Source organism: Prosthecobacter sp. (assembly GCF_046154365.1).
GTDB lineage: Bacteria > Verrucomicrobiota > Verrucomicrobiia > Verrucomicrobiales > Verrucomicrobiaceae > Prosthecobacter.
The window spans coordinates 1-18,399 of the sequence record NZ_JBJXFV010000005.1 but is presented as its reverse complement, the minus strand read 5'-3'; the positions used below and the strand labels follow the sequence as shown (position 1 = coordinate 18,399).

At 59.9% G+C, this 18,399-nt stretch carries 16 protein-coding genes and 1 tRNA gene; 13 read left to right on the top strand and 4 right to left on the bottom strand.

What is annotated here, in order from left to right; genetic code table 11:
- Both ACKVY0_RS00285 and ACKVY0_RS00280 read left to right on the top strand, forming a co-directional pair.
- Positions 1–308: hypothetical protein (locus tag ACKVY0_RS00285; RefSeq protein ID WP_409212779.1), on the top strand; the 308-nt coding region annotated here is incomplete at its 5' end.
- Positions 305–1,336, top strand: a complete 1,032-nt coding sequence (locus ACKVY0_RS00280; RefSeq protein ID WP_409212778.1) for a hypothetical protein — start codon at positions 305–307, stop codon at positions 1,334–1,336. The genes ACKVY0_RS00285 and ACKVY0_RS00280, both read left to right, overlap by 4 nt.
- A 66-nt stretch (positions 1,337–1,402) precedes the next feature.
- On the opposite strand, the gene ACKVY0_RS00275 is transcribed toward ACKVY0_RS00280, so the two are convergent.
- Positions 1,403–2,449 (bottom strand): zinc-binding dehydrogenase, encoded by a 1,047-nt coding sequence (locus tag ACKVY0_RS00275; protein WP_409212777.1) that lies wholly within the window; start codon positions 2,447–2,449, stop codon positions 1,403–1,405.
- 104 nt (positions 2,450–2,553) lie between these two features.
- On the opposite strand from ACKVY0_RS00275, the gene ACKVY0_RS00270 reads away from it, so the two are divergent.
- From ACKVY0_RS00270 to ACKVY0_RS00250, 5 genes are all read left to right on the top strand, one after another.
- On the top strand, positions 2,554–3,453 hold the full coding sequence (locus ACKVY0_RS00270) for a sterol desaturase family protein (protein WP_409212776.1): 900 nt from the start codon (positions 2,554–2,556) through the stop codon (positions 3,451–3,453).
- Between the two features lie 101 nt (positions 3,454–3,554).
- Positions 3,555–5,045 carry a TIGR04222 domain-containing membrane protein gene (locus tag ACKVY0_RS00265; protein WP_409212775.1) on the top strand — a complete coding sequence of 497 codons (1,491 nt, stop codon included), beginning with the start codon at positions 3,555–3,557 and terminating at the stop codon, positions 5,043–5,045.
- A gap of 78 nt (positions 5,046–5,123) precedes the next feature.
- A tRNA-Arg gene (locus tag ACKVY0_RS00260) sits at positions 5,124–5,198 on the top strand.
- Positions 5,199–5,294: 96 nt separating this feature from the next.
- Positions 5,295–6,746: a hypothetical protein gene (locus ACKVY0_RS00255; RefSeq protein ID WP_409212774.1), complete on the top strand. Its 1,452-nt coding sequence runs from the start codon at positions 5,295–5,297 to the stop codon at positions 6,744–6,746.
- A gap of 69 nt (positions 6,747–6,815) precedes the next feature.
- A complete protein-coding gene (locus tag ACKVY0_RS00250) occupies positions 6,816–7,436 on the top strand; it encodes an LON peptidase substrate-binding domain-containing protein (RefSeq protein WP_409212773.1) in 621 nt (206 codons plus the stop codon).
- A gap of 106 nt (positions 7,437–7,542) precedes the next feature.
- On the opposite strand, the gene ACKVY0_RS00245 is transcribed toward ACKVY0_RS00250, so the two are convergent.
- From ACKVY0_RS00245 to ACKVY0_RS00235, 3 genes are all read right to left on the bottom strand, one after another.
- Positions 7,543–8,346: a fumarylacetoacetate hydrolase family protein gene (locus ACKVY0_RS00245; protein ID WP_409212772.1), complete on the bottom strand. Its 804-nt coding sequence runs from the start codon at positions 8,344–8,346 to the stop codon at positions 7,543–7,545.
- 3 nt (positions 8,347–8,349) lie between these two features.
- Complete coding sequence (hisA, locus tag ACKVY0_RS00240; protein ID WP_409212771.1) at positions 8,350–9,120, bottom strand: phosphoribosylformimino-5-aminoimidazole carboxamide ribotide isomerase; 771 nt, start codon at positions 9,118–9,120, stop codon at positions 8,350–8,352.
- Between the two features lie 93 nt (positions 9,121–9,213).
- The gene (locus ACKVY0_RS00235) at positions 9,214–11,673 is read right to left on the bottom strand and encodes a VIT domain-containing protein (RefSeq protein WP_409212770.1); all 2,460 of its coding nucleotides are present in this window, start codon (positions 11,671–11,673) and stop codon (positions 9,214–9,216) included.
- Positions 11,674–12,219: 546 nt separating this feature from the next.
- Between ACKVY0_RS00235 and ACKVY0_RS00230 the strand changes: the two genes are divergently transcribed.
- The 6 genes from ACKVY0_RS00230 to ACKVY0_RS00205 form a co-directional block, all read left to right on the top strand.
- Positions 12,220–15,108, top strand: a complete 2,889-nt coding sequence (locus ACKVY0_RS00230; RefSeq protein ID WP_409212769.1) for a tetratricopeptide repeat protein — start codon at positions 12,220–12,222, stop codon at positions 15,106–15,108.
- An 80-nt stretch (positions 15,109–15,188) separates the two neighbouring features.
- Entirely contained in the window at positions 15,189–16,088 is a 900-nt protein-coding gene (locus ACKVY0_RS00225) for a tetratricopeptide repeat protein (protein WP_409212768.1), read from the top strand.
- Between the two features lie 31 nt (positions 16,089–16,119).
- Positions 16,120–16,929 (top strand): MotA/TolQ/ExbB proton channel family protein, encoded by an 810-nt coding sequence (locus tag ACKVY0_RS00220; protein ID WP_409212767.1) that lies wholly within the window; start codon positions 16,120–16,122, stop codon positions 16,927–16,929.
- A gap of 46 nt (positions 16,930–16,975) precedes the next feature.
- A complete protein-coding gene (locus ACKVY0_RS00215; RefSeq protein WP_409212766.1) occupies positions 16,976–17,434 on the top strand; it encodes an ExbD/TolR family protein in 459 nt (152 codons plus the stop codon).
- Positions 17,431–17,892 carry an ExbD/TolR family protein gene (locus tag ACKVY0_RS00210; RefSeq protein WP_409212765.1) on the top strand — a complete coding sequence of 154 codons (462 nt, stop codon included), beginning with the start codon at positions 17,431–17,433 and terminating at the stop codon, positions 17,890–17,892. Before ACKVY0_RS00215 ends, ACKVY0_RS00210 begins: the two co-directional genes overlap by 4 nt.
- Positions 17,889–18,399, top strand: a 511-nt coding sequence (locus ACKVY0_RS00205) for an SAM domain-containing protein (RefSeq protein ID WP_409212764.1), incomplete at its 3' end; no start/stop codon positions are given. The genes ACKVY0_RS00210 and ACKVY0_RS00205, both read left to right, overlap by 4 nt.

Below are 18,399 nucleotides of genomic sequence, written 5' to 3'. Positions count from 1 at the left end.
ACTACCTGGTCCGGGACAAGGAGCCGTGGTTCACACTGCTCCTGCTCGGCGGCCTTGCCACGACGATTGCGCTGATCACCTGGCTGGGAGGCATTCCCATCGCGTTCGCGGCCTGGACCTTCGTCGGAAGCGGCGCTTTCTATCTCCTGCTACGCCTGCTGTTTGGAAAGGGCAGTGCGTTTGAAATGCTCATGCCCGCCCATATCATGGCCATCTTGGCTTTGCTGGCATGGGGTGCCTTCCAGCAGGTGCGGCAAAAGGTTCCGCCAACCTCCACGGCGCACGAACCCACTTCCCAACGCGCATGAATCCTGCCTCAACACCTCCCGCGCCGCCCTCGATGCCCGCTTCTGTTGCCGTCGTGAAACCACGTCGGCGCATCTGGCCCTACATCGTTGGAACCGCTCTCGTCGCGGCACTCAGCAGCGCATGGTACTGCTACCACCTCTGGACCGCTCCCATCCCGGACACGATGAGCGACGAATCCAGCGCGATGGGGGAAATGATCGTGCTCTTCCTCATGGGCGTCGGCGTGATCGTCTGCACCGTGATGGGGGCGTTGCTGGGCTGGTTGATCGGCTGGATTGTCCGCAAGTGGTGCTCATTACCCAGAGAGACTCTAAACGTGGTTGCCCTGACGCTGCTGCTGATACTGCCTGCGGCGAGGATGGTGGCTGAGGATCTTGCGGGTGCTCCTCCCGCGATTCAGACGCTTGCCGCCATGCTGCAAGGCAAGAATTCGGACGAAGTCAGAGCCACGCTCATCACACAGCTCGGGCCGCCGCAGCGTGACGTGGGTTCCGGCCTGCGCATTGAGCAATGGGACACTGCTGATGGTGTACTGACCTTCAATCCAGTTAGCGGTCCCCATTTTTCCAATCCTCAGACCAAAAAAACATTTCACCTTCTGCACACCACTAATCCAGTGCATGCCAACCTGCTGCAAAGCTATGAGATGTTTACGCTCCCCGAAGCTGCCTATAACGGCACCAGTTTTTGGCTCGGCAATCTTCGTTTTGGCGATGACATGATCTATCACTTCAAGGATAGCGGTCAGAACCTGCGCCATCGAAAGGAGCAGGCCGACAACTTCTTCATACGCCATCCGTCCGGCAAATACGAAGTGCACTATGTCGCGCCGGTCACGCGTGACACGCTGCTCGAAACGCTGGCCGAAGGTGTCACCATTGCCCAGCTCATTTTCATTGCCGCTGACGGCAAGAGCAGGACAACGTTCTCGACCACCAGTTCGAAAACCTCTCGAAGACTGACGTTCGCAAGCGACAAGCCGCTCTGCTTTGCGATGGACACAGGCTGGAGGAATTTGTGGAAGTGAACACAGGATCGAAGGGGGCCGGATTTTAATCCGCAGTACTCCGCCGAAGAATGGGCCCTCTTCACGTCAATTCACATACTCCAGCAACGCCTTGATCACCTTCCGCTCGCTGACGGCCTTGAATGCATCGGCGATGCGCTCCAGCGGGAAACGATGGGTGATGAAATCAGCGGCGGTGAGTTTGCCTTCGCGAATCCACTGGCAGATCGCGGTTTGGGATTCCTTCTCGTAGCGGCGGGTGGGCCACTGGTGGACGAAGAGGTTGAAGTTGAAGTCAGCTTTCGACTTGTCGATGTGCAGCACGCCATGGGTGAGCACGCCGTAGATGCAGTGCGATCCGCCACGGCGTAGCAGTGGCAGGCCTTTTTGCACGATGTCGGGATGGCCGACGGCGTCGATGACGGCATCGAGTTTCTTGCCGCGAATGCTGGCGAGTTCACCGATCTCCATATCGCCGGGCGCAAAGGCTGCATCGGCACCAAAGGCGAGGGCTTTGGCCTGTTTGTCGGTATGACGGTCCACGATGCCGATCCAGCCGAGGCCGAACAAGCGTCCGAGCTTCACAAAGCTCAAACCGACCGGTCCGGCACCGAAGATGAGCACGTCATCGCCGGGTTGAAGGTGGAAATCGCGAAACGCACCCAGCACCTCGCGCCAAGTGCAGAGCAGGACGGCCTGCTCGGGCGGAATGTCGGCATCGACGCGGGTTTGAATCTCGAAGACCTCCACCCAGCCATGCGCTTCATCGGCCACGCCGTCGGCGACCATCGCATCGTGATCATTCGCGAGCGTGAACTCGCCAAAGCCGCCCCAGCCGGAATCCACGCCCTCTTGTTGCAGATCGAAGACGAGTCCACCGACCGCACGATCCCCCACGCGGAAGTTTTTCACCCTCTCACCGACGGCGACGACGATGCCGACGCTTTCATGGCCGAGGGCGAAGGGGAATTTGTCCTCCATGCCCGGAAACGTGCCGCCGAGCAGTTCGGAGTCGGTGCGGTTGCACAGGCAGGCGCATTCCGTGCGCACCAGCGCCTGATACGGCCCCGGTTGCGGCTGCGGTGTGTCGAGGATGGCGAGTTCTCCGGGCGAGGTGGCGATGACAGACTTCATGGGCCGCGCATCGAACACGCGGCGCGTGCGAGTGCAAGCGAGGAGATGTCATTAGCCATATCCGCACTGGAAAACCGCCTGTTTCTTGCTTTGAAAAGGTTCCCATGTTTCGCACGCTCTTCGAATACCTGCTCTGGCCCTTGATTCTCGTCGCCGCCCTGATTCCCACCGGGATCGGCATCGCGAATGGTCACGGCCCGCTGGCTTTCAACATCACCTACTTCAGCCTCGCGGCGCTGCTGTACGTGCTGGAGCGCGTTTACCCGCATGAGGAGCGCTGGCTGCATTCGGACGGGCAGGAAATTCCCGATCTGGCGCACACGGCCTTCACCAAATCGTTCGTACAGTTGCTCATCGTCTCGATGACTTGGCTGGGTCTTGCCAGTGTGGTCGGGGGAGAGCAGGGGACCGGTTTCTGGCCGAACGACTGGCCGATGTTCTTCCAAGTCGTGCTGGGCCTCGTGGTGGCCGAGTTCGGCCTCTACTGGGCGCATCGTGTGGCGCATGAATGGATGCCGCTGTGGTGGTTCCATGCGGTGCATCACAGCTCGAAGAAGCTCTGGTTCTTCAACACCGGCCGCTTCCATATCATCGACACGCTCAAGAGCATGATCTTCTCCGCCCCGCTGCTGGCGCTGGCCGGTGCGCCGCAGGATGTGGTACTCTGGTTCGGTGCCATCACCGCCTACATCGGCTTCCTGACGCACGCTAACGTCCAGATGCGCTTCGGCTGGCTGAATTACATCTTCAACACCCCCGGCCTGCACCGCTGGCATCACTCGATGGACCTACGCGAAGGCAACAAGAACTACGGTGAGAATCTGATGCTGTGGGACCTCATCTTCGGGACTTACTACGATGACACCAGTCGCCGTCCGCCGGCCGAGATCGGCATCAACGCGGCCATGCCAAGGCATTTCTGGGGACAGATCGTTGAGCCCTTCCGCTGGAACAAGTTCCAGACCGCCGCCAAGACGGGTGAGGTGAAGCACAAGCTGCTGTGAGCCTATTGCAGTGGAGCCTAGTGTTTGCGTGACGGATTTGTCACATTGAGCATCGTGCAAACCTGCGGGCCTTGAGTGATCCGTTCACCGTCAAACAAACTATGAGCCAAACACAATGGACGCCTGAGGTTCAGGCGATGTGGGTGAAGCTGGAAGGTCTCCAGCTCGATAACAACAACGCGGTGTTCGATTTCTCGGCACGGCTAAGCAAAGAAAACGGCTGGACTCGGGCCTTCACGGCACGCGCGATCCAGGAATACAAGCGCTTCCTCCTGCTGGCGCTGCACGCCGGTCATCCGGTGACGCCGTCCGAGGTGGTCGATCAGGTCTGGCACCTGCACCTCGTCTATACGCGGTCTTACTGGCAGGACCTCTGCGCCAACGTGCTCGGACGTCCGCTGCATCACGAACCCACTGCCGGTGGTCTTGATGAAAGCGTGAAGTTCCACCTGCAATACGAGCGCACGCTCGCCAGCTACCGTCGCATCTTCGGCTCCGAGCCTCCTGCCGACATCTGGCCGAGTGCGGAGGAATGCTTCAAGCCCAAGCTCAACCGCTGGGTGGATGTCTCACGTCACTGGACGCTGCCGAAGCCGGCCTGGCTGAAGCACCTGCGGCCACGCTATGTCATTCCCGCCGCTGTAGCAGTCATCTTGGTGCTGACGCTGGCCGGTTGCAGTGAGCTGAACGTCTTCGACTATCGCGGTGAGGAGTTTCTGAAGTTGTACCTCGTCGGCTTCGGCCTCGCCTTTCTTCTCTCACTGCTGATCCTGCACAACGCACGCTCTGACAGGCAGGAGCGACTGAGCGATGAACCGCTGACCGACCCGTATGAGATCGCCTTCCTCGGCGGCGGCGGTCGTCGCATGGTGGATGCCGCGCTGGCGGCCTTGTTCACACGTGGACTGCTCAAACTCGACACACCCAAAAATGGCCGCGCCACCATTGGCGCTGCGCTGGAAGGAGACACGGCGGACTTGCATCCCGTCGAGCATCAGGTGTGGCAGGCGCTGCCCACCAGCGGCAGGGCCGAGGTGCGGCATGTGCGCAAGGCGCTCATCCCGCTGACGCAGGCCATGCAGGAATCCCTTGCCGAGCGTGGCCTGGTTTTCCTGCCACCGCAGCTCACCCGTCTGAGCTGGCTGGTGGCGCTGCCGATGCTGCTCATGCTCATCGCCGGTGTGATCAAGGTCTGCATCGGCATCAGCCGTGATAAACCGGTGTTTTTTCTCATCGTCTGCCTGTTCATCAGTGTTCTCGTGCTCTGTCTGCGCATGTCCCTCATGAAAAAACGCACCGTAGCAGGCGAAGCGCTCTGGCACCGGCTCAGCCTGCGGCGACGCATCAGCCCGCTGGTCGAGCGGGACGGTAGGCATGATCTTGATCCAACACTTGCGGCGATGGCGGTTGCCATCGGCGGCTCCACCGCGCTGGCCACTCCCAGCTATCAACCGTTGCACAACGTTATCCACTATCAGGCTCCAGGTTCCGGCGGCGGTTGCGGTTCCGGCGGCTGTGGTGGCAGCAGCGGAGGCGGTGGGTGTGGTGGTGGCTGTGGAGGGGGCGGCTGCGGCGGTTGTGGGGGCGACTGATCTAACAGCCGCCGACATCGCCCTGAAAACGACTTGCCGCTCTTCATCGCACATGCGAAGCATCGACCCCGAAAACAAGCGCCCGTAGTTCAACGGATAGAATGGTGGTCTCCGAAGCCGCATATCCAGGTTCGATTCCTGGCGGGCGCACCACCGAGGGCGGCAAGGCAGCGGCAGACGCGTTGGCGAGTGCAACAACGCCGTTGCACGATCTGTATGGAAAGCATGATCCGCTTCTTCCTCTGCCTTATGCTCCTCTGTCAAACCGCCCTTGCTGCTGAAGTCACTAACATCGGTTCACGTCGCGAGTTGTTCGTGGACAAGCTGCTCATCGACCAGATGAAAGGCACCACGCTGCAACTGCATCATCCCGAGGCAGCCGGTGTCGCTGTGAAATTTGACCAGCCGTGGGAAGGCCGCTTCAGTGCCTACATCACCGTCATTCATAATGCCGAGGCGAAGAAGTTTCAGATGTACTATCGTGGCAATGCGGGCTTCAAGGACGGCAGCACCGGTGAAGTGACCTGCTACGCGGAGTCTGAGGATGGCATTCGTTGGGTGAAGCCGAAACTCGGCCTGCATGAGATCAACGGCAGCAAGGACAACAACGTCATGCTCGCCAATCTGGCCCCCTACACGCACAACTTCGCCCCGTTCATCGACCATCGGCCCGGCGTGCCGAAGGAGCAGCGTTACAAGGCTCTCGCCGGTCTCGGTGGTAAACACGGCGGCCTCAGCGCCTTCGTTTCCGAAGATGGACTGCATTGGAGCAAGATGCAGGATGTGCCGGTCATCACCAAAGGCGCGTTCGATTCGCAAAACGTGTCGTTCTGGTCGGATGCAGAGCAGTGCTACGTGGCCTACTTCCGCGTCTTCACCGGCGGTGTCATTGATGAGAAGACCTGGAAACCCACCGGAGTACGCTGGGTCAGTCGTGCCACGAGCAAGGATTTCCTCACCTGGACTGATGCTGTACAGATGACGAGCGATCAGCCTTTGGTGGATCAGATCTACATCAGCCAGACGAATCCTTACTTCAACGCCCCGCACCTCTACATCTCCACGGCCGCGCGTTTCATGCCTGGAAAGACAGTGCTCGATGATCAGGCAAAGAAATACCTCGCTGACGACACGAAAGTCTATCCCGCGCTGATTCAGGACTGCTCCGAGGCCGTGCTGATGACCAGCCGAGCCGGAACGCATGAGTTCAATCGCAGCTTCATGGAAGGCTTCGTGCGTCCCGGCCTGCATTTCCGCAATTGGACCAGCCGCAGCAACTATCCCGCCTGTGGCGTCGTGCAGACCGGCAAATCGGAGATGTCCATGTATGTCGAGCGTCACTACGGCCAGACCGCTGCGCTGCTGCAACGTTTTACTCTGCGCCTCGACGGCTTTGCTTCGCTCCATGCCGACTACGCTGGCGGCGAGATGACCACCAAGCCCGTCACCTTCACCGGCAAGGCGTTGCATTTGAATCTCGCCACTGGTGCTTCCGGTTCCGTGGCCATCGAAATTCAGGACATCGACGGCAAACCCATGCCCGGCTTCACCTTGGCAGACTGCCAGACCATCACCTATGACGACATCGACCGCGTCATCGGCTGGAAAGCTGGCAGCGACGTGTCTGCAATTGCCGGGAAGCCCGTCCGCCTGCGCTGGGTGCTCAAGGATGCCGACGTGTATTCGTTCCGCTTTGAGTGAATCGTTTGCTTGAGGCCGGAAACACGGAACCATGCGCCCGGGACGTGCGTATCCCGTCGCATCCGATTCATGGACATCTCGTCGAAGACATTCTCAGCCAAACAATTCACTCTGCCGGACACGCTGCCGATGATCGTGCTCGACGGCTGCTATTTGTTTCCCGGCTGCCATTTGCCGCTGTTCATCTTCGAGGAACGCTACCGCCGCATGCTTGATCATGCGCTTCACTCCGACCGCATGTTCTGCATCGGCGCTCCCTGCGGCGCGGACGAGGTGCAACCGGTGACCACGGCCGGGCTCATCCGTGCCTCGGTTAAAAATGCCGACGGCACCTCGCAGGTCATGCTCTACGGCGTCACCCGTGTGCGCATCACCGGCTGGGATCAGTTGCTGCCGTTCCGCATCGCCCGCGTGGAATCAATCCTCACGAAAACGGCTCCGTTGAAGACGTTGCAGATCTTGAAATCAAAGGCGCTCGCCCTGCTGCCGCATCCCACCGACGACAGTTGTGAAAACATGCAGTTGCTGCGGCAGGAACTGGAGATCATGGACGAAGCTGAAACCGTCTGCGACATCATCGCTTTCCATTTCATTCGCTGCGAGACTGCTCTCCGTGCCCTGCTCGAAGAATGCTGCCCGCAGCGACGCTACGAACGTCTGATCACCGAATTGGAGAAGGCACAGGACTGACGGTTGGTACCGTGTTGATGGTTGATTGACTGATTCTCGAACATCGCTTTGCGCGGCTTGTAATTCAAACCATCAACTATCAACCACGCACCATCAACTGCGGCTGTCACGCTTCATCCCGCACCGGATTCGTCAGCGTGCCGATCTTTTCGATCTCCACGCTCACCACATCCCCATCCTTCATGAACACCGGCGGTGTGCGTGCCATGCCAACGCCATGCGGCGTGCCGGTCAGGATCACAGTGCCTGGCATCAGCGTCGTGCTGCCGCTGAGGAATTCGATCAGCGTCCGCACATCGAAGATCATGTCGTTCGTGTTCCAGTCCTGCATCGTCTCGCCATTGAGCACTGTCTTGATCGCGAGGCTGTTCGGATTCGGCATCTCATCCGCCGTCACCAGCACCGGCCCCAGCGGGCAAAACGTGTCAAAGGTCTTCCCACGGCACCACTGGCCGCCACCGCCCTGCTTCTGCCAGTCGCGGGCGCTCACGTCATTCGCGCAGGTGTAGCCCAGCACATGTTTCAAGGCGTCCGCACGGCTCACGTTCTTCGCCGTTTTGCCAATGATGACCGCCAGCTCGCATTCGTAATCCACTTTGTCGCTCTTCAGATGTATCGGCAGCAGAATCGGCTCGCCCGGATGCTGGATCACATTCGGCAGCTTCATAAACACCACCGGATGCTGGGGAATCGCCGCCTTGGTCTCCTCCGCATGACGTTTGTAGTTCAGCCCAATGCAGATGATCGCGAACGGCTGGATCGGTGCCAAAACCTTCGCCACCTCCGCTTTGCGTGCCGTCACGCAATGTTTGCCCAAGATGTCACCTTCAATGACCAGCGCCGATCCATCGGCCTGTTGGGCAGCGTGAGCGATGGTTCCCTGCGAGTCGGAGTAGCGGATGATTTTCATGGTTCAGTCAGTACGGCGGTTCCAGGCCACCAATTCGTCGTATTTGGCACCGGAGCCGCCAAATAAATCCAGCGCACTGCCCACCGTGCCATCCACGCGGCCACGGCTCAGTTCGTCGATGCGCTTCAAATCATCCAGATGCCGAATCCCGCCCGCGTAGGTCATCGGGATCGGCGAATGCTCACCGAGGAAGCTGACGAGCGCTTCGTCGATGCCCTCACACTTGCCTTCGACATCCACAGCGTGGATCAAAAACTCAGCGCAATGGCCTGCGAGCCATTTCAGTGATTCCGGCGTCACTTCCAGTGTTGTGAGCGTCTGCCAGCGGTTCATCGCCACCGTCCAACCTTTCGCCGTGGCCTTGCAACTCAGGTCGATGACCAGTTTTTCCCGCCCAGCGGCTGCGACCATCTTTTCGAGCCGTGTTTCACTGAATGTGCCGTCGGTTTCAAAAAGATAGCTCGTCACGATCACATGGCTCGCCTCGGCATCGAGATATTCCGCCGCATTGCATGGCCGAATGCCGCCTCCGACCTGCAAACCGCCGGGGAAGGCCTTTGTCGCCGCCTTTGCCGCATCCTCGTTGCCTTTGCCAAGCAGAATGACGTGTCCGCCCGTTAAGCCATCGCGCCGGTAAAGCTCGCCATACCACGCTGCATCGCGATCACTCACAAAATTCGTTTTTAAACCAGTACCATCATCGCGCAGCGACGAGCCGACGATCTGCTTCACGTGGCCGTCGTGAAGGTCAATGCAGGGGCGGAATTTGGTCATGAGGAGGTCAAGGAGTAGTCAAGAGAGTCAAGGCGTGGTCAAGAGGCCATGCGTCCACCGTCTTGACTTCTTGACGGCGCAGCTTTGACCGCTTCACCTCCGCCGCCGGTTCAACGCCAGCAATCCCAGCACCAGCAGCAGCAAGCTGGAAGGTTCGGGCGCGGCGTTGGTGGGAATCTGCGGCGTACTGTCGGCATCCACGGGCTTGAGGCCAGCGCGGTCGTATTGCTGCTGATTTTCGAGCACGACGGCACCGGAGTACGGTGTCACCAATTGATGCGCCGCAGCCTTCTTGGCCTGATCTTCGGGAACACGCTCACGTCCCTGGAACACGGCCATCACTTCACGGAAAACGGCGTGGCGGGCCAGTTGGTCCCACACTTCTTTGCCATCCGCAGGCGGTGTGGCTGCACGAGAGACACGGGAAACCGTCGCTGGCCCGGTGTGGATGCTTTGCAGTGTCGCGGTGAGTTTTGCCGCGTCATCACCGCTCCAGCGCAAACCACCGAAAACCGGCGCTGCGTCGTACAATTCCTCCAACAACTTGTTCCGCCCGTGTTCCAGCTCCAGCGCATGGATCTGCGGTGGTGTGCCGCCACGCTCCAGTAATTGTTTGATGACTTCCTTGCGACTGAGTTCCGCCGGTTGCGGTCCGTGCAGCCAGATGATCGTCGCTGGAGTCGAGGAGCTGCGCAGGCGTTGTAGCGCGGCTTTGAAGGCGGGCACGGCATCGCGGCCACCGGCGAAGTTCGCATCCTGCAAACGGCTCTCGATCTCCGCCACAGGCACTTCGACCGCCGCGCCATCGGTGCTGGTCCAGATCGTCATCGGGGCCTGAGCGGCCAGCTTTTGTAACGCTCCGCGGATCGTCGCCGCGTGTTTTTGCAAGCCTGCCGAGGAATCCACGATGACAAACACGGGGCGTTGGGTGCCTTCGGTGGTGTTGGTGGCAGGAGAACGCTCGACGATCACGATGGGAGGCTCGTTGCCGGCGAGTTTATCGGTCGTCCACACCTTCGGCAGCGGTGTTTGCTTCACGCCAAAGTTCAATTTCGCCAACTCAACCTGCGGCACCTCCGCCTGCCACGTCCATGCGCCATTCTGCGTGGCGGCGGCGTCTTTCCACGTTCCCGCGACCTCCAGCGGCTGCGGTGACTGCACCCACACCGCATGTTTTGCCGCGGTCGGGATGCTGAAGTTCCGCTCCACGATCAAAGGCATGAACAAGGCCGCCGGAGCCTGCGCATCCAGGGGGGCGGTGATGCCGAGGCGGATTTTCATGACGCCGTTCGGCGGAACGGGAAAGCATTGTGTCAGCACACGGTCAGGCCCTGCCATGTTCACCAGCACGGGATCACGACGGTCCACGACCACAGTTTGACGATAGGCCTGCGTGACCTGTGAGCGCGCGCCAAAGGCCGCCTCACGCGGTTCACCGTTGATCCACAGCGTCAACCGCGAGACGCACGCTCCTGGCGGCAACAGCATCTGGCAGCGGGCCTCTTGGGCGTTGCGGTGCTTGTTGTGAAACTCCAGCGTCCACTCGCCATGGGCCAGCGCAGAGTCCGCATCGACATGCCAGTCCATGCGCGACGACTGCATCGTCAATCCGCGGATACGTGCCCCAACTTCGGAACTGCCGCGATCTTCGTCCCACGCGAAGGTTTCAAAACGCTCATCCTCCACCATGCGAAAGCCTTCACGCATCCGCAACACACCGCTGGGAGGCGGCACATCACTGAAAGGTGAGCCCGTGACACGGAAGTAGAGCGACCTCAGCGTCTCGCGGTCAAAGGAACCCGTGCGAATGGATTCATCACCGAGCCTGCTGAGTCCCTGGCGGATCAAGCCACGATCAAACAAATGCCCCAGCGGCCCGAAATGCCCCGCGCCGCCACCCGTGTAGCACAAGCGCAGCAGAAACTCCTGCCGCCACGTCGTCCGCAGTTTGGGCAGTTCCTTGGCGGCATCGCCTTCCTGTGATTGCACGGCACGCAGTGCGTTCTGAATGTCACCATGCACGCTCACCATCCGCCATTCTGCCGCGACGACGGCCAGCAAACCAGCCACCAGTCCGCCTCGCCACAACCCCACATGTTTTATCCCCTGCGGCTGCCGACGTGCGATCACGAAGGTCATGATCCACGCCACCAGCGCCGCCAATGGCCCCAAGGCGGCCAAGACGAGTGGAAGTACTAACAAGCCCTGAACCCCACTGAAGATGAACAAGGGCGTGAACGGTAGCATGATCAGCCCGGCGAGATTCATCGGCCCCATCGCCAGCACATAGAGGATCGAGGAAAACAACCCCGCGCCATGCAGGAAGGCTCCCGCAGGTTCCCAGAACGTTCCTGGCTTCCGTCGGGCCATCCAGGGTGAAAAGATGGCCGCAGGCATCAGCAGCACCAGCAGCACATGCGTCCAGGTCGGGATGGGATCGCAGAGTGTCGAGGCGCAGGACCGCGTGGTGAACTCCATGATCAGCGAGTTCAAAGGTAGAATCATTCCTGCGGCGAGCAGAAGACGTTTTAAAAAGACCAAAATGCCATTCATGCGCGGCAGTCTAGCGGCACGGACCTTCGCGAGTCATCCTCTTTTATGTGAAATCCAGATGAAGTCACGGTGGAGCCGATCCATCAGCCACCTTCTTGACCGCCTTGACGCGCAGCCTTGACCTCCGGGCCTTCTCTGCCTTCTTCCGCCCGTTCATGACCACCACCGCCACGGCTCTGTTTCTCCTCTCCCTGCGACTTGCGCAAGGATAGGCGGCCCGCGTTCCCTCGTCATGCAGTCCTTGCCGTCACGTCACGGCAGCTTTTCAGTTCCGGGCACCCTTCCGGTCCTTCCCACCTTTGTTATCCTTGTAGCTCGGCTGGTAGCACCGACAGCAACGGCACGCCATTCATGCTGCGCGTGCCCACCACTCTGCTCTCCCGTCACCCCTGGCGGGTGGCGCAGTCATGAAAATGCCGCACGAGCAAAAAAAAGCTGTCCAAAGTAGCTGATTTTTGGGAGTCTCGCTGATGAAACAACCCGCCAAGCGTTATTCTGCCACCACCAAGTCTTCGCTTCACCTATCCGCTCACTTTGATTTCCAGCATGAGGCCATTCCGCATTTTCATCCTCGCTGCGTGGTGCGCCGCGCTCAGTGTTAGCAGAGCGCAAACTATGGCCGAGGGGCAGCTTGACGCTCAAACGGTCGAAGAAATGACGCTCGGCTTCAACCGCGGCATGGCGGCTTTTGGGAACAAAGAATGGCTCAAGGCGATGGAGGAGATGGAGAAGGTCATCGCCATGGTGGATGGCTATCCTGACAAAAAGGCCATGGAGGCGCCGAAGCAAAAGCTGGCACCCGTTTATTACACCGTGGGAGCTGCGGCTTTCAATGTGCCGGATTTTCCGAAGGCCATCACGTCCTTCAGCCGCTTCGTCGCGGAGTTCCCGAAGCACGAAAAGGTCGCGGAGGCTCGCTTGGCCGTGGCGCGGGCTACTTACTCCAACAAGGAGTATGACAAGGCCGCGCAGCTCTTCGCCGAAATGGAGCAGTATCCCTCCATACGGGAGCAGTCGCTGGCGATTCAGGCGCAGTGCTTTAAAGAGACCGGCAAGCTCGCGGAAATGGAGCAGGCGCTGTCCAAGCTCACCGCTGGCGGCATCAATAACACCGTACAGGCGAATGGGGCGCTGCTGCTGGCCCAGGCACGTGCGGAGGCGGGCAAAGTAGCCGAGTTGGAGCCGCTGATCGACCAGCTCGTGGCGCGGCGGCAGTTCGTGGAGAATGTGGTCGCGCTGAATTCGCTCATCGTCGCGGTGGGTGACTCACTGGCGGAGAAGGAGCAGTTTGAGAAGGCCTCACGCACCTATTTGAAAGTGCTGCCACCGGCGGAGGTCATCGCGTTTCAAAAGCAGCGCATCGAGTTCCTGGAGCGCCGCATCGCTGCCAATGAGCAGGCCGCCGCGCGGAGTCCGCAGGCCTCCGTCACGCTGCTGGGGCAGAATGCGGAGTTCGCACCCGTGCTAGAGCAGGCGCGGACGCTGCTGACGGAGTTTGAGAAGCTGCCGGACTACATGCCGGGTCTCATGCTGCGCAGCTCACGCTGCTGGTATGGGCGCGACAAAAAATGGGAGTCCATCCTCGTCAGCGAGCGCCTCATGCAGCGCTATCCGACCGCTGTGAAGGAAAGGGAGGCCGCTCTCTTTAGCTGCGTCATCGGCTACGCGGATGTCATGCAGGTGAAGACCTGCCAGCAACTCTGTGCGCAGTATTTGAAGGAGTTCCCCGAGGGCGCAAACGCGGGCACCGTGGCCTACGTGCAAGGCGCGGTGGCACTCCAGGCGGGTGACGTGAAAGGCGCGGCCTCGCTCTTTGGCACGCTCATCGACGTGCATCCTGGCAGCACCTTCATTGATCAAATGTACCTCATGCTTGGCAGTGCGCACTTCAGTCTGGGCGAGCTGGATGATGCGCTGCGCACCTACCAGAAATACATCACCAAATTCCCCAAAGGCCCCGCCCTCGAAGAGGCCAAATACCGCGCCGCCATCATCCCAGTGTTTCAGGGCAAGTATGAAGCGGGTTGGAAAACGGTGGAAGCCTTCCTCAAAGCGCACCCACGCTCCCAATATGCCGAGGACGCCAAATACCGGCTCATGATCTGCAAATACGCCGCCAATCTCTACGCCGAAGTCATCGCCGATGCCGCGAAGTGGGCGAAGGAGCACCCTGGCGGCATCATGGAGCCCGAGGTGCTCTCTTTAAAAGGCGACTGCCTCGCCGCGCTGGAGAAAAACAAAGAAGCCGCCGACACCTTCCAGCTCGCCGCCAAAAAAGCCGCCACCGACGAGGTCATGAACTACGCGCTCAACGAAGCCAGCCGCCTGCTGCAAAAACTCGGCGACATGGCCCAGCTCTCGAAGATGTGGGAGCAGTTCATCAAGGACAAACCGGACCACAGCAGCGTCGTCGCGGGAATCTACTGGATCAGCAAGGCGAAGACCAAAGAAGGCAAGGTGGACGAGGCCAAGCAGATCATCACCGAGCAGCTCAAGCGCAGCCTCAATGCGCCGAAGAATGAGTCCGTCGAAATGCTACTCCAGCAGCTCGCCCAGCTCTGCTGGAAACGTCCGCGTGCCAAAACACCGCCCGCCGAGGCGGTGCAGCCGGTCCTCGTGTCCAGCGCTGCCGAACCGCCACCACCACCGCCGTGGGACGCCATGGGAGAGCTGGAAAAGCAGATCGCCCCGCTCGAAGCCAGCGCAGATGCCAGTGGCCGTCCGCGTTTGCAATTTGTCCGTGTGGAGTTGCTGCGTCTGCTGAAAAAGAACACGGAGGCGGATGACTTGATGAGCAAGATCGCCGTCACGAAGCCCGAGGCGCTCAGCCCACAGCTCCTCGCACTGGCCGGCGAGTATTTGCAGTCCAAGAAGCTCACCGCCGAAGCCGCCGTCCTTTATAATCACCTCAAGGACACCTACCTCAAAAGCCCTTGGCTTGACTACGCCTACACCGGTCTCGGGGCGATGGCGCTAGCCAAAGGCGACGCGAAGACCGCGCTCGACCACTACACACTTGCTGCCGACGAATATGCCGGTGCCAAGGCCAAAGAAAGCACGCTCGGCCGCGCCATTGCTCTTCTCGAAGTCGGCCGTTACAGCGAAGCCAAAAAGCTCTTCGAGCAAGTCGCTAGCACGCGTGAGTGGCGCGGCGAATCCACTGCCCAGGCCGTGTATTATCTCGGTGAGGTCGAGGAGCGACAAAAGCGGCTGCCGGAGGCCGTCGCGTTTTATCAGCGTGTCTTCGTCGCCTATCAAAAGTATCTGCCATGGGTCGAGAAAGCCTACATCAAAGCCGCACAGTGCTTTGACCAGCTTGGCAAACGCAAAGAGGCCACCGCCCACCTCCAGGAGGTGCTGCGGCATGAAAAAATCGGTTTTGAAACCAAAACACAGGCTCGCAAAATGCTGCAACAATGGGGAGTCGCTTCATGAGTATCTTCATTCACAATAGAGTTTTTCAGGCCGTTCGGATTCACCGCAGAGGGGCAAAGAGGCAGAGGGCGCAGAGCCTTTTGAATTCTCTGCCATTTCTGCTCCTCTGCCCCTCTGCGGCAAAATCGAGTGCCCTATGCGCTTCATTCGTCCTGGGTCTATTTTCCTCGGCCGCCTTCGCCGATTCGCTGGTGCTCAGCAATGGGCAGACACTCACCGCGAAGGCTTTTCGGCGTGAGGGCGAGGTGATCGTTGCTACGGCTGAAACGCCGGGTCCAGATGGCAAAATGATGATCGTGGAGCGCAAGACGCCACTCACGGAGATCAGCAAAGTCGAGTGTTCACTGCCTCCAGTGCTGCAAAGTGCCCAAGCGCAGTTCGCCGTTGGAAAAGCTGCGACAGTGCTCAATGACATCCTCGCTGCGGTGAAGGCCGCTGAGCCGTTTGGGGAGCTGCCGGGCAGTTTCTGGCCGGATTTGATCGTGCTACAGGCGCATGGGCTGTTAGCACTCGGAAAAGATGTGGAGGCAGCGGCGCTCGTCAGCAGCTTTGAAAAAACCACGTACGCAGCGCTCGCAGCGGATGCGAAGGCCATTCGTGCGGTGATCGCCGCTCGTGCCGGGGACCACTCCACAGCGCTGTCACTGGCGACCACTCTTTTAAAAGACAGCACGCGGCCCAGCACCATCGCTGCGGCCTCGTTGGCACACGGATTGTGCCTGCTGGCGAAAAAAGAGCACGCAGCCGCTCTCAAAGCCTTTTTGGAGCTGCCGGTCTTCACGCCGGATGAGCAGGCGCTGAGCACCGCTGCGCAGTTTGGCGCAGCACAGGCTTATTGGGGCCTCGAAGACCACGACCGCGCCATCGCCACCCTTGAAGACCTCATTAAAACCCGCCCCAGCAGTCCCGAAGCACCGAAAGCCCAAACACTCCTACCTGCGTGGAAAAAACGCCGCACCGCCCTCGCTGACGCAAAATAACGAATCTTCATCATTCCCCTAACAGAACACCATGAACCGCCCACTCCTCATTCTAGCCCTCATCATCGGAGCCAGTGCCGCCACGCTCGCGCAAGAAACACCGCCTGCGGCCAAACCCGGCGAAGCTCCTGCTGTGCACACCAAGACTTTATGGGAGCAGATCGAAGAAGGCGGTTGGGTCATGTTCCCCATCGGCCTGTGCTCCATGCTCACGCTCTACCTCATCGGCGATGGTTTCATGCGTGTCACCTCGCCGAAACGCATGCTGCCAGCGGAGCAAGTTGAAGCCGTGAAGAACTTCTTCCGCGCTGGCAAATACGTCGATGCCTACAATTACTGCAAAGCCAACAACTCCTCCTTCTGCAACGTCACCCGCATGGCAGTGAGCGCCCTCGGCGAAGGCAAAACAGCCACCGAGGAAGCCATCATCACCGAGATGACCAAGGAAAACTCCCGCATTCAGACCTTTGTCAGCTACCTCAGCGTCATCGGCGTCTGCACGCCCATGATCGGCCTGCTCGGCACCGTCACGGGCATGATCAGCGCCTTTGCCGTGCTGGGCAGCAGCGGCATCGGCGACCCCAGTGGGCTCTCCGCCGCCATCGGTGAAGTGCTCGTCGCCACCGCCTCCGGCCTCTTCATCGCCATCCCGGCCTTCACCTCGTATTATTGGCTGCGCAATCGCGGTGCCAAGGTGCTGCATGACATCCAGGACACCGTCGCGCACCTGCTGCGCAAGATGCCCTATGACAAGCTCGATGGTGCTCACATCGGCGATGAAGAAATCGTCGCCGCCGACCCCGAATGGTATGTGGCACCGGAGGCTGCGGCCCACGCGTGATCGCGGTGGGAAAATCTCAAATCAGAAATCTCAAATCTAAACTATTATGGCTGGAGGAGGCGGAGGTGGCGACGGCGAGCCCGAATTTCAAATCGCCCCAATGATCGACGTGCTGCTGGTACTGCTCATTTTCTTCATGAGCATCACCAGTGCGCAGGTGTTGAAGGTCGATAAGGCCATCACCCTGCCCGTGGCACAAAACGGCATCAAAAAGGACAACATGCGCGCCGAGGCCATCATCAACGTGCGCTGGGATGCGCCGACAAAGAAGGCCATCTACACCTACGACGACAAACCCTACACCGACCTCGCCAAGCTCATCCCCGTGCTCACCGAAGCCAAAAAAGTCAGCGACAAAACCGGAGCCAAAGGCAGCAATCCCGAATTCCGCGTCGTCATCCGCGGCGACCGCGACGGCCCCGTCCGCGTCGTCACCCGGGCCATGAATGCCGCAGCAGAGGCAGGCATCGCCGACATTTCGTTTTCTACCTCCAACAAAGAATGAAACGCTTCGACCCCAACGCCAACAGCGACGGCAATCTGGGCTTCCAGATCGCGCCGATGATCGATGTCGTGTTTGTGATCATGCTTTTCTTCATGGTCATGGCCGGCGCGGTCAAAGTAGAGCGCGAATTGAATCAAAAACTGCCCGGCACCGTGGACAGCAGCAAGAGCGCCGACTTCACCGACGAGATCATCATCAACATCGCCGAAAACGGCGAAGTGCTGCTCAACGACGAGCCGATGGACCCCGTGGGCAAGCACCTCATGCCCCGCCTCACCGCCAGCCTCATGCGCCTGAAGCAAGGTGGCGACGCGGCAAAAACGCCCGTGCTCGTCACCATCATCTGTGAGCCTGAGGCGAAGTATGCACGCCTCGTGGACACACTCGACGCCCTCGCCGCCGCCGAGATCACCAACGTCACCGTCACCGACTCTGGCGAAGAAGGCGAAGATATATGACCCCGCCCACGGACATCCGCGAATGGCTCGCCACGCACGATCTCAGCGAACTCGCTGAAGTCTTCGCGGCGAACGCCATCACGCCGGACGTGCTGCTCACGCTCAATGCGGAGGAATTGCGTGAAATGGGCATCACCGCGCTCGGACACCGGAAAAAGCTGCTCGCGGCGATTGAGGCGCTGAAAGCGCCCGTGGTGACTGCCGCGCCAAAACCCGCCGTCGCAGCCAAAATACCCGTACCGAGCGCTGTAGCGCCCAAACTACCTCCCGCGCCGACGAATCTGTCTCCTCGGACAGATCAGTCGGATCAGACTGCTCCGACTGATTCCCCAAAAACCAAGCGCAAAGCCTGGTCCGCTGGCTTTCTCGGCGTCTCCATCGCGCTGCATCTCATCTTTGGCCTCGGCGCGGGTTATTGGGTGGTGCAGCAAATTCAAGCCAAGCGGAAACTGCAATTCAGCGGCGGTCCACCGACCGTCAGCGCCAGCAAGCGTGCGCTGGAGCATA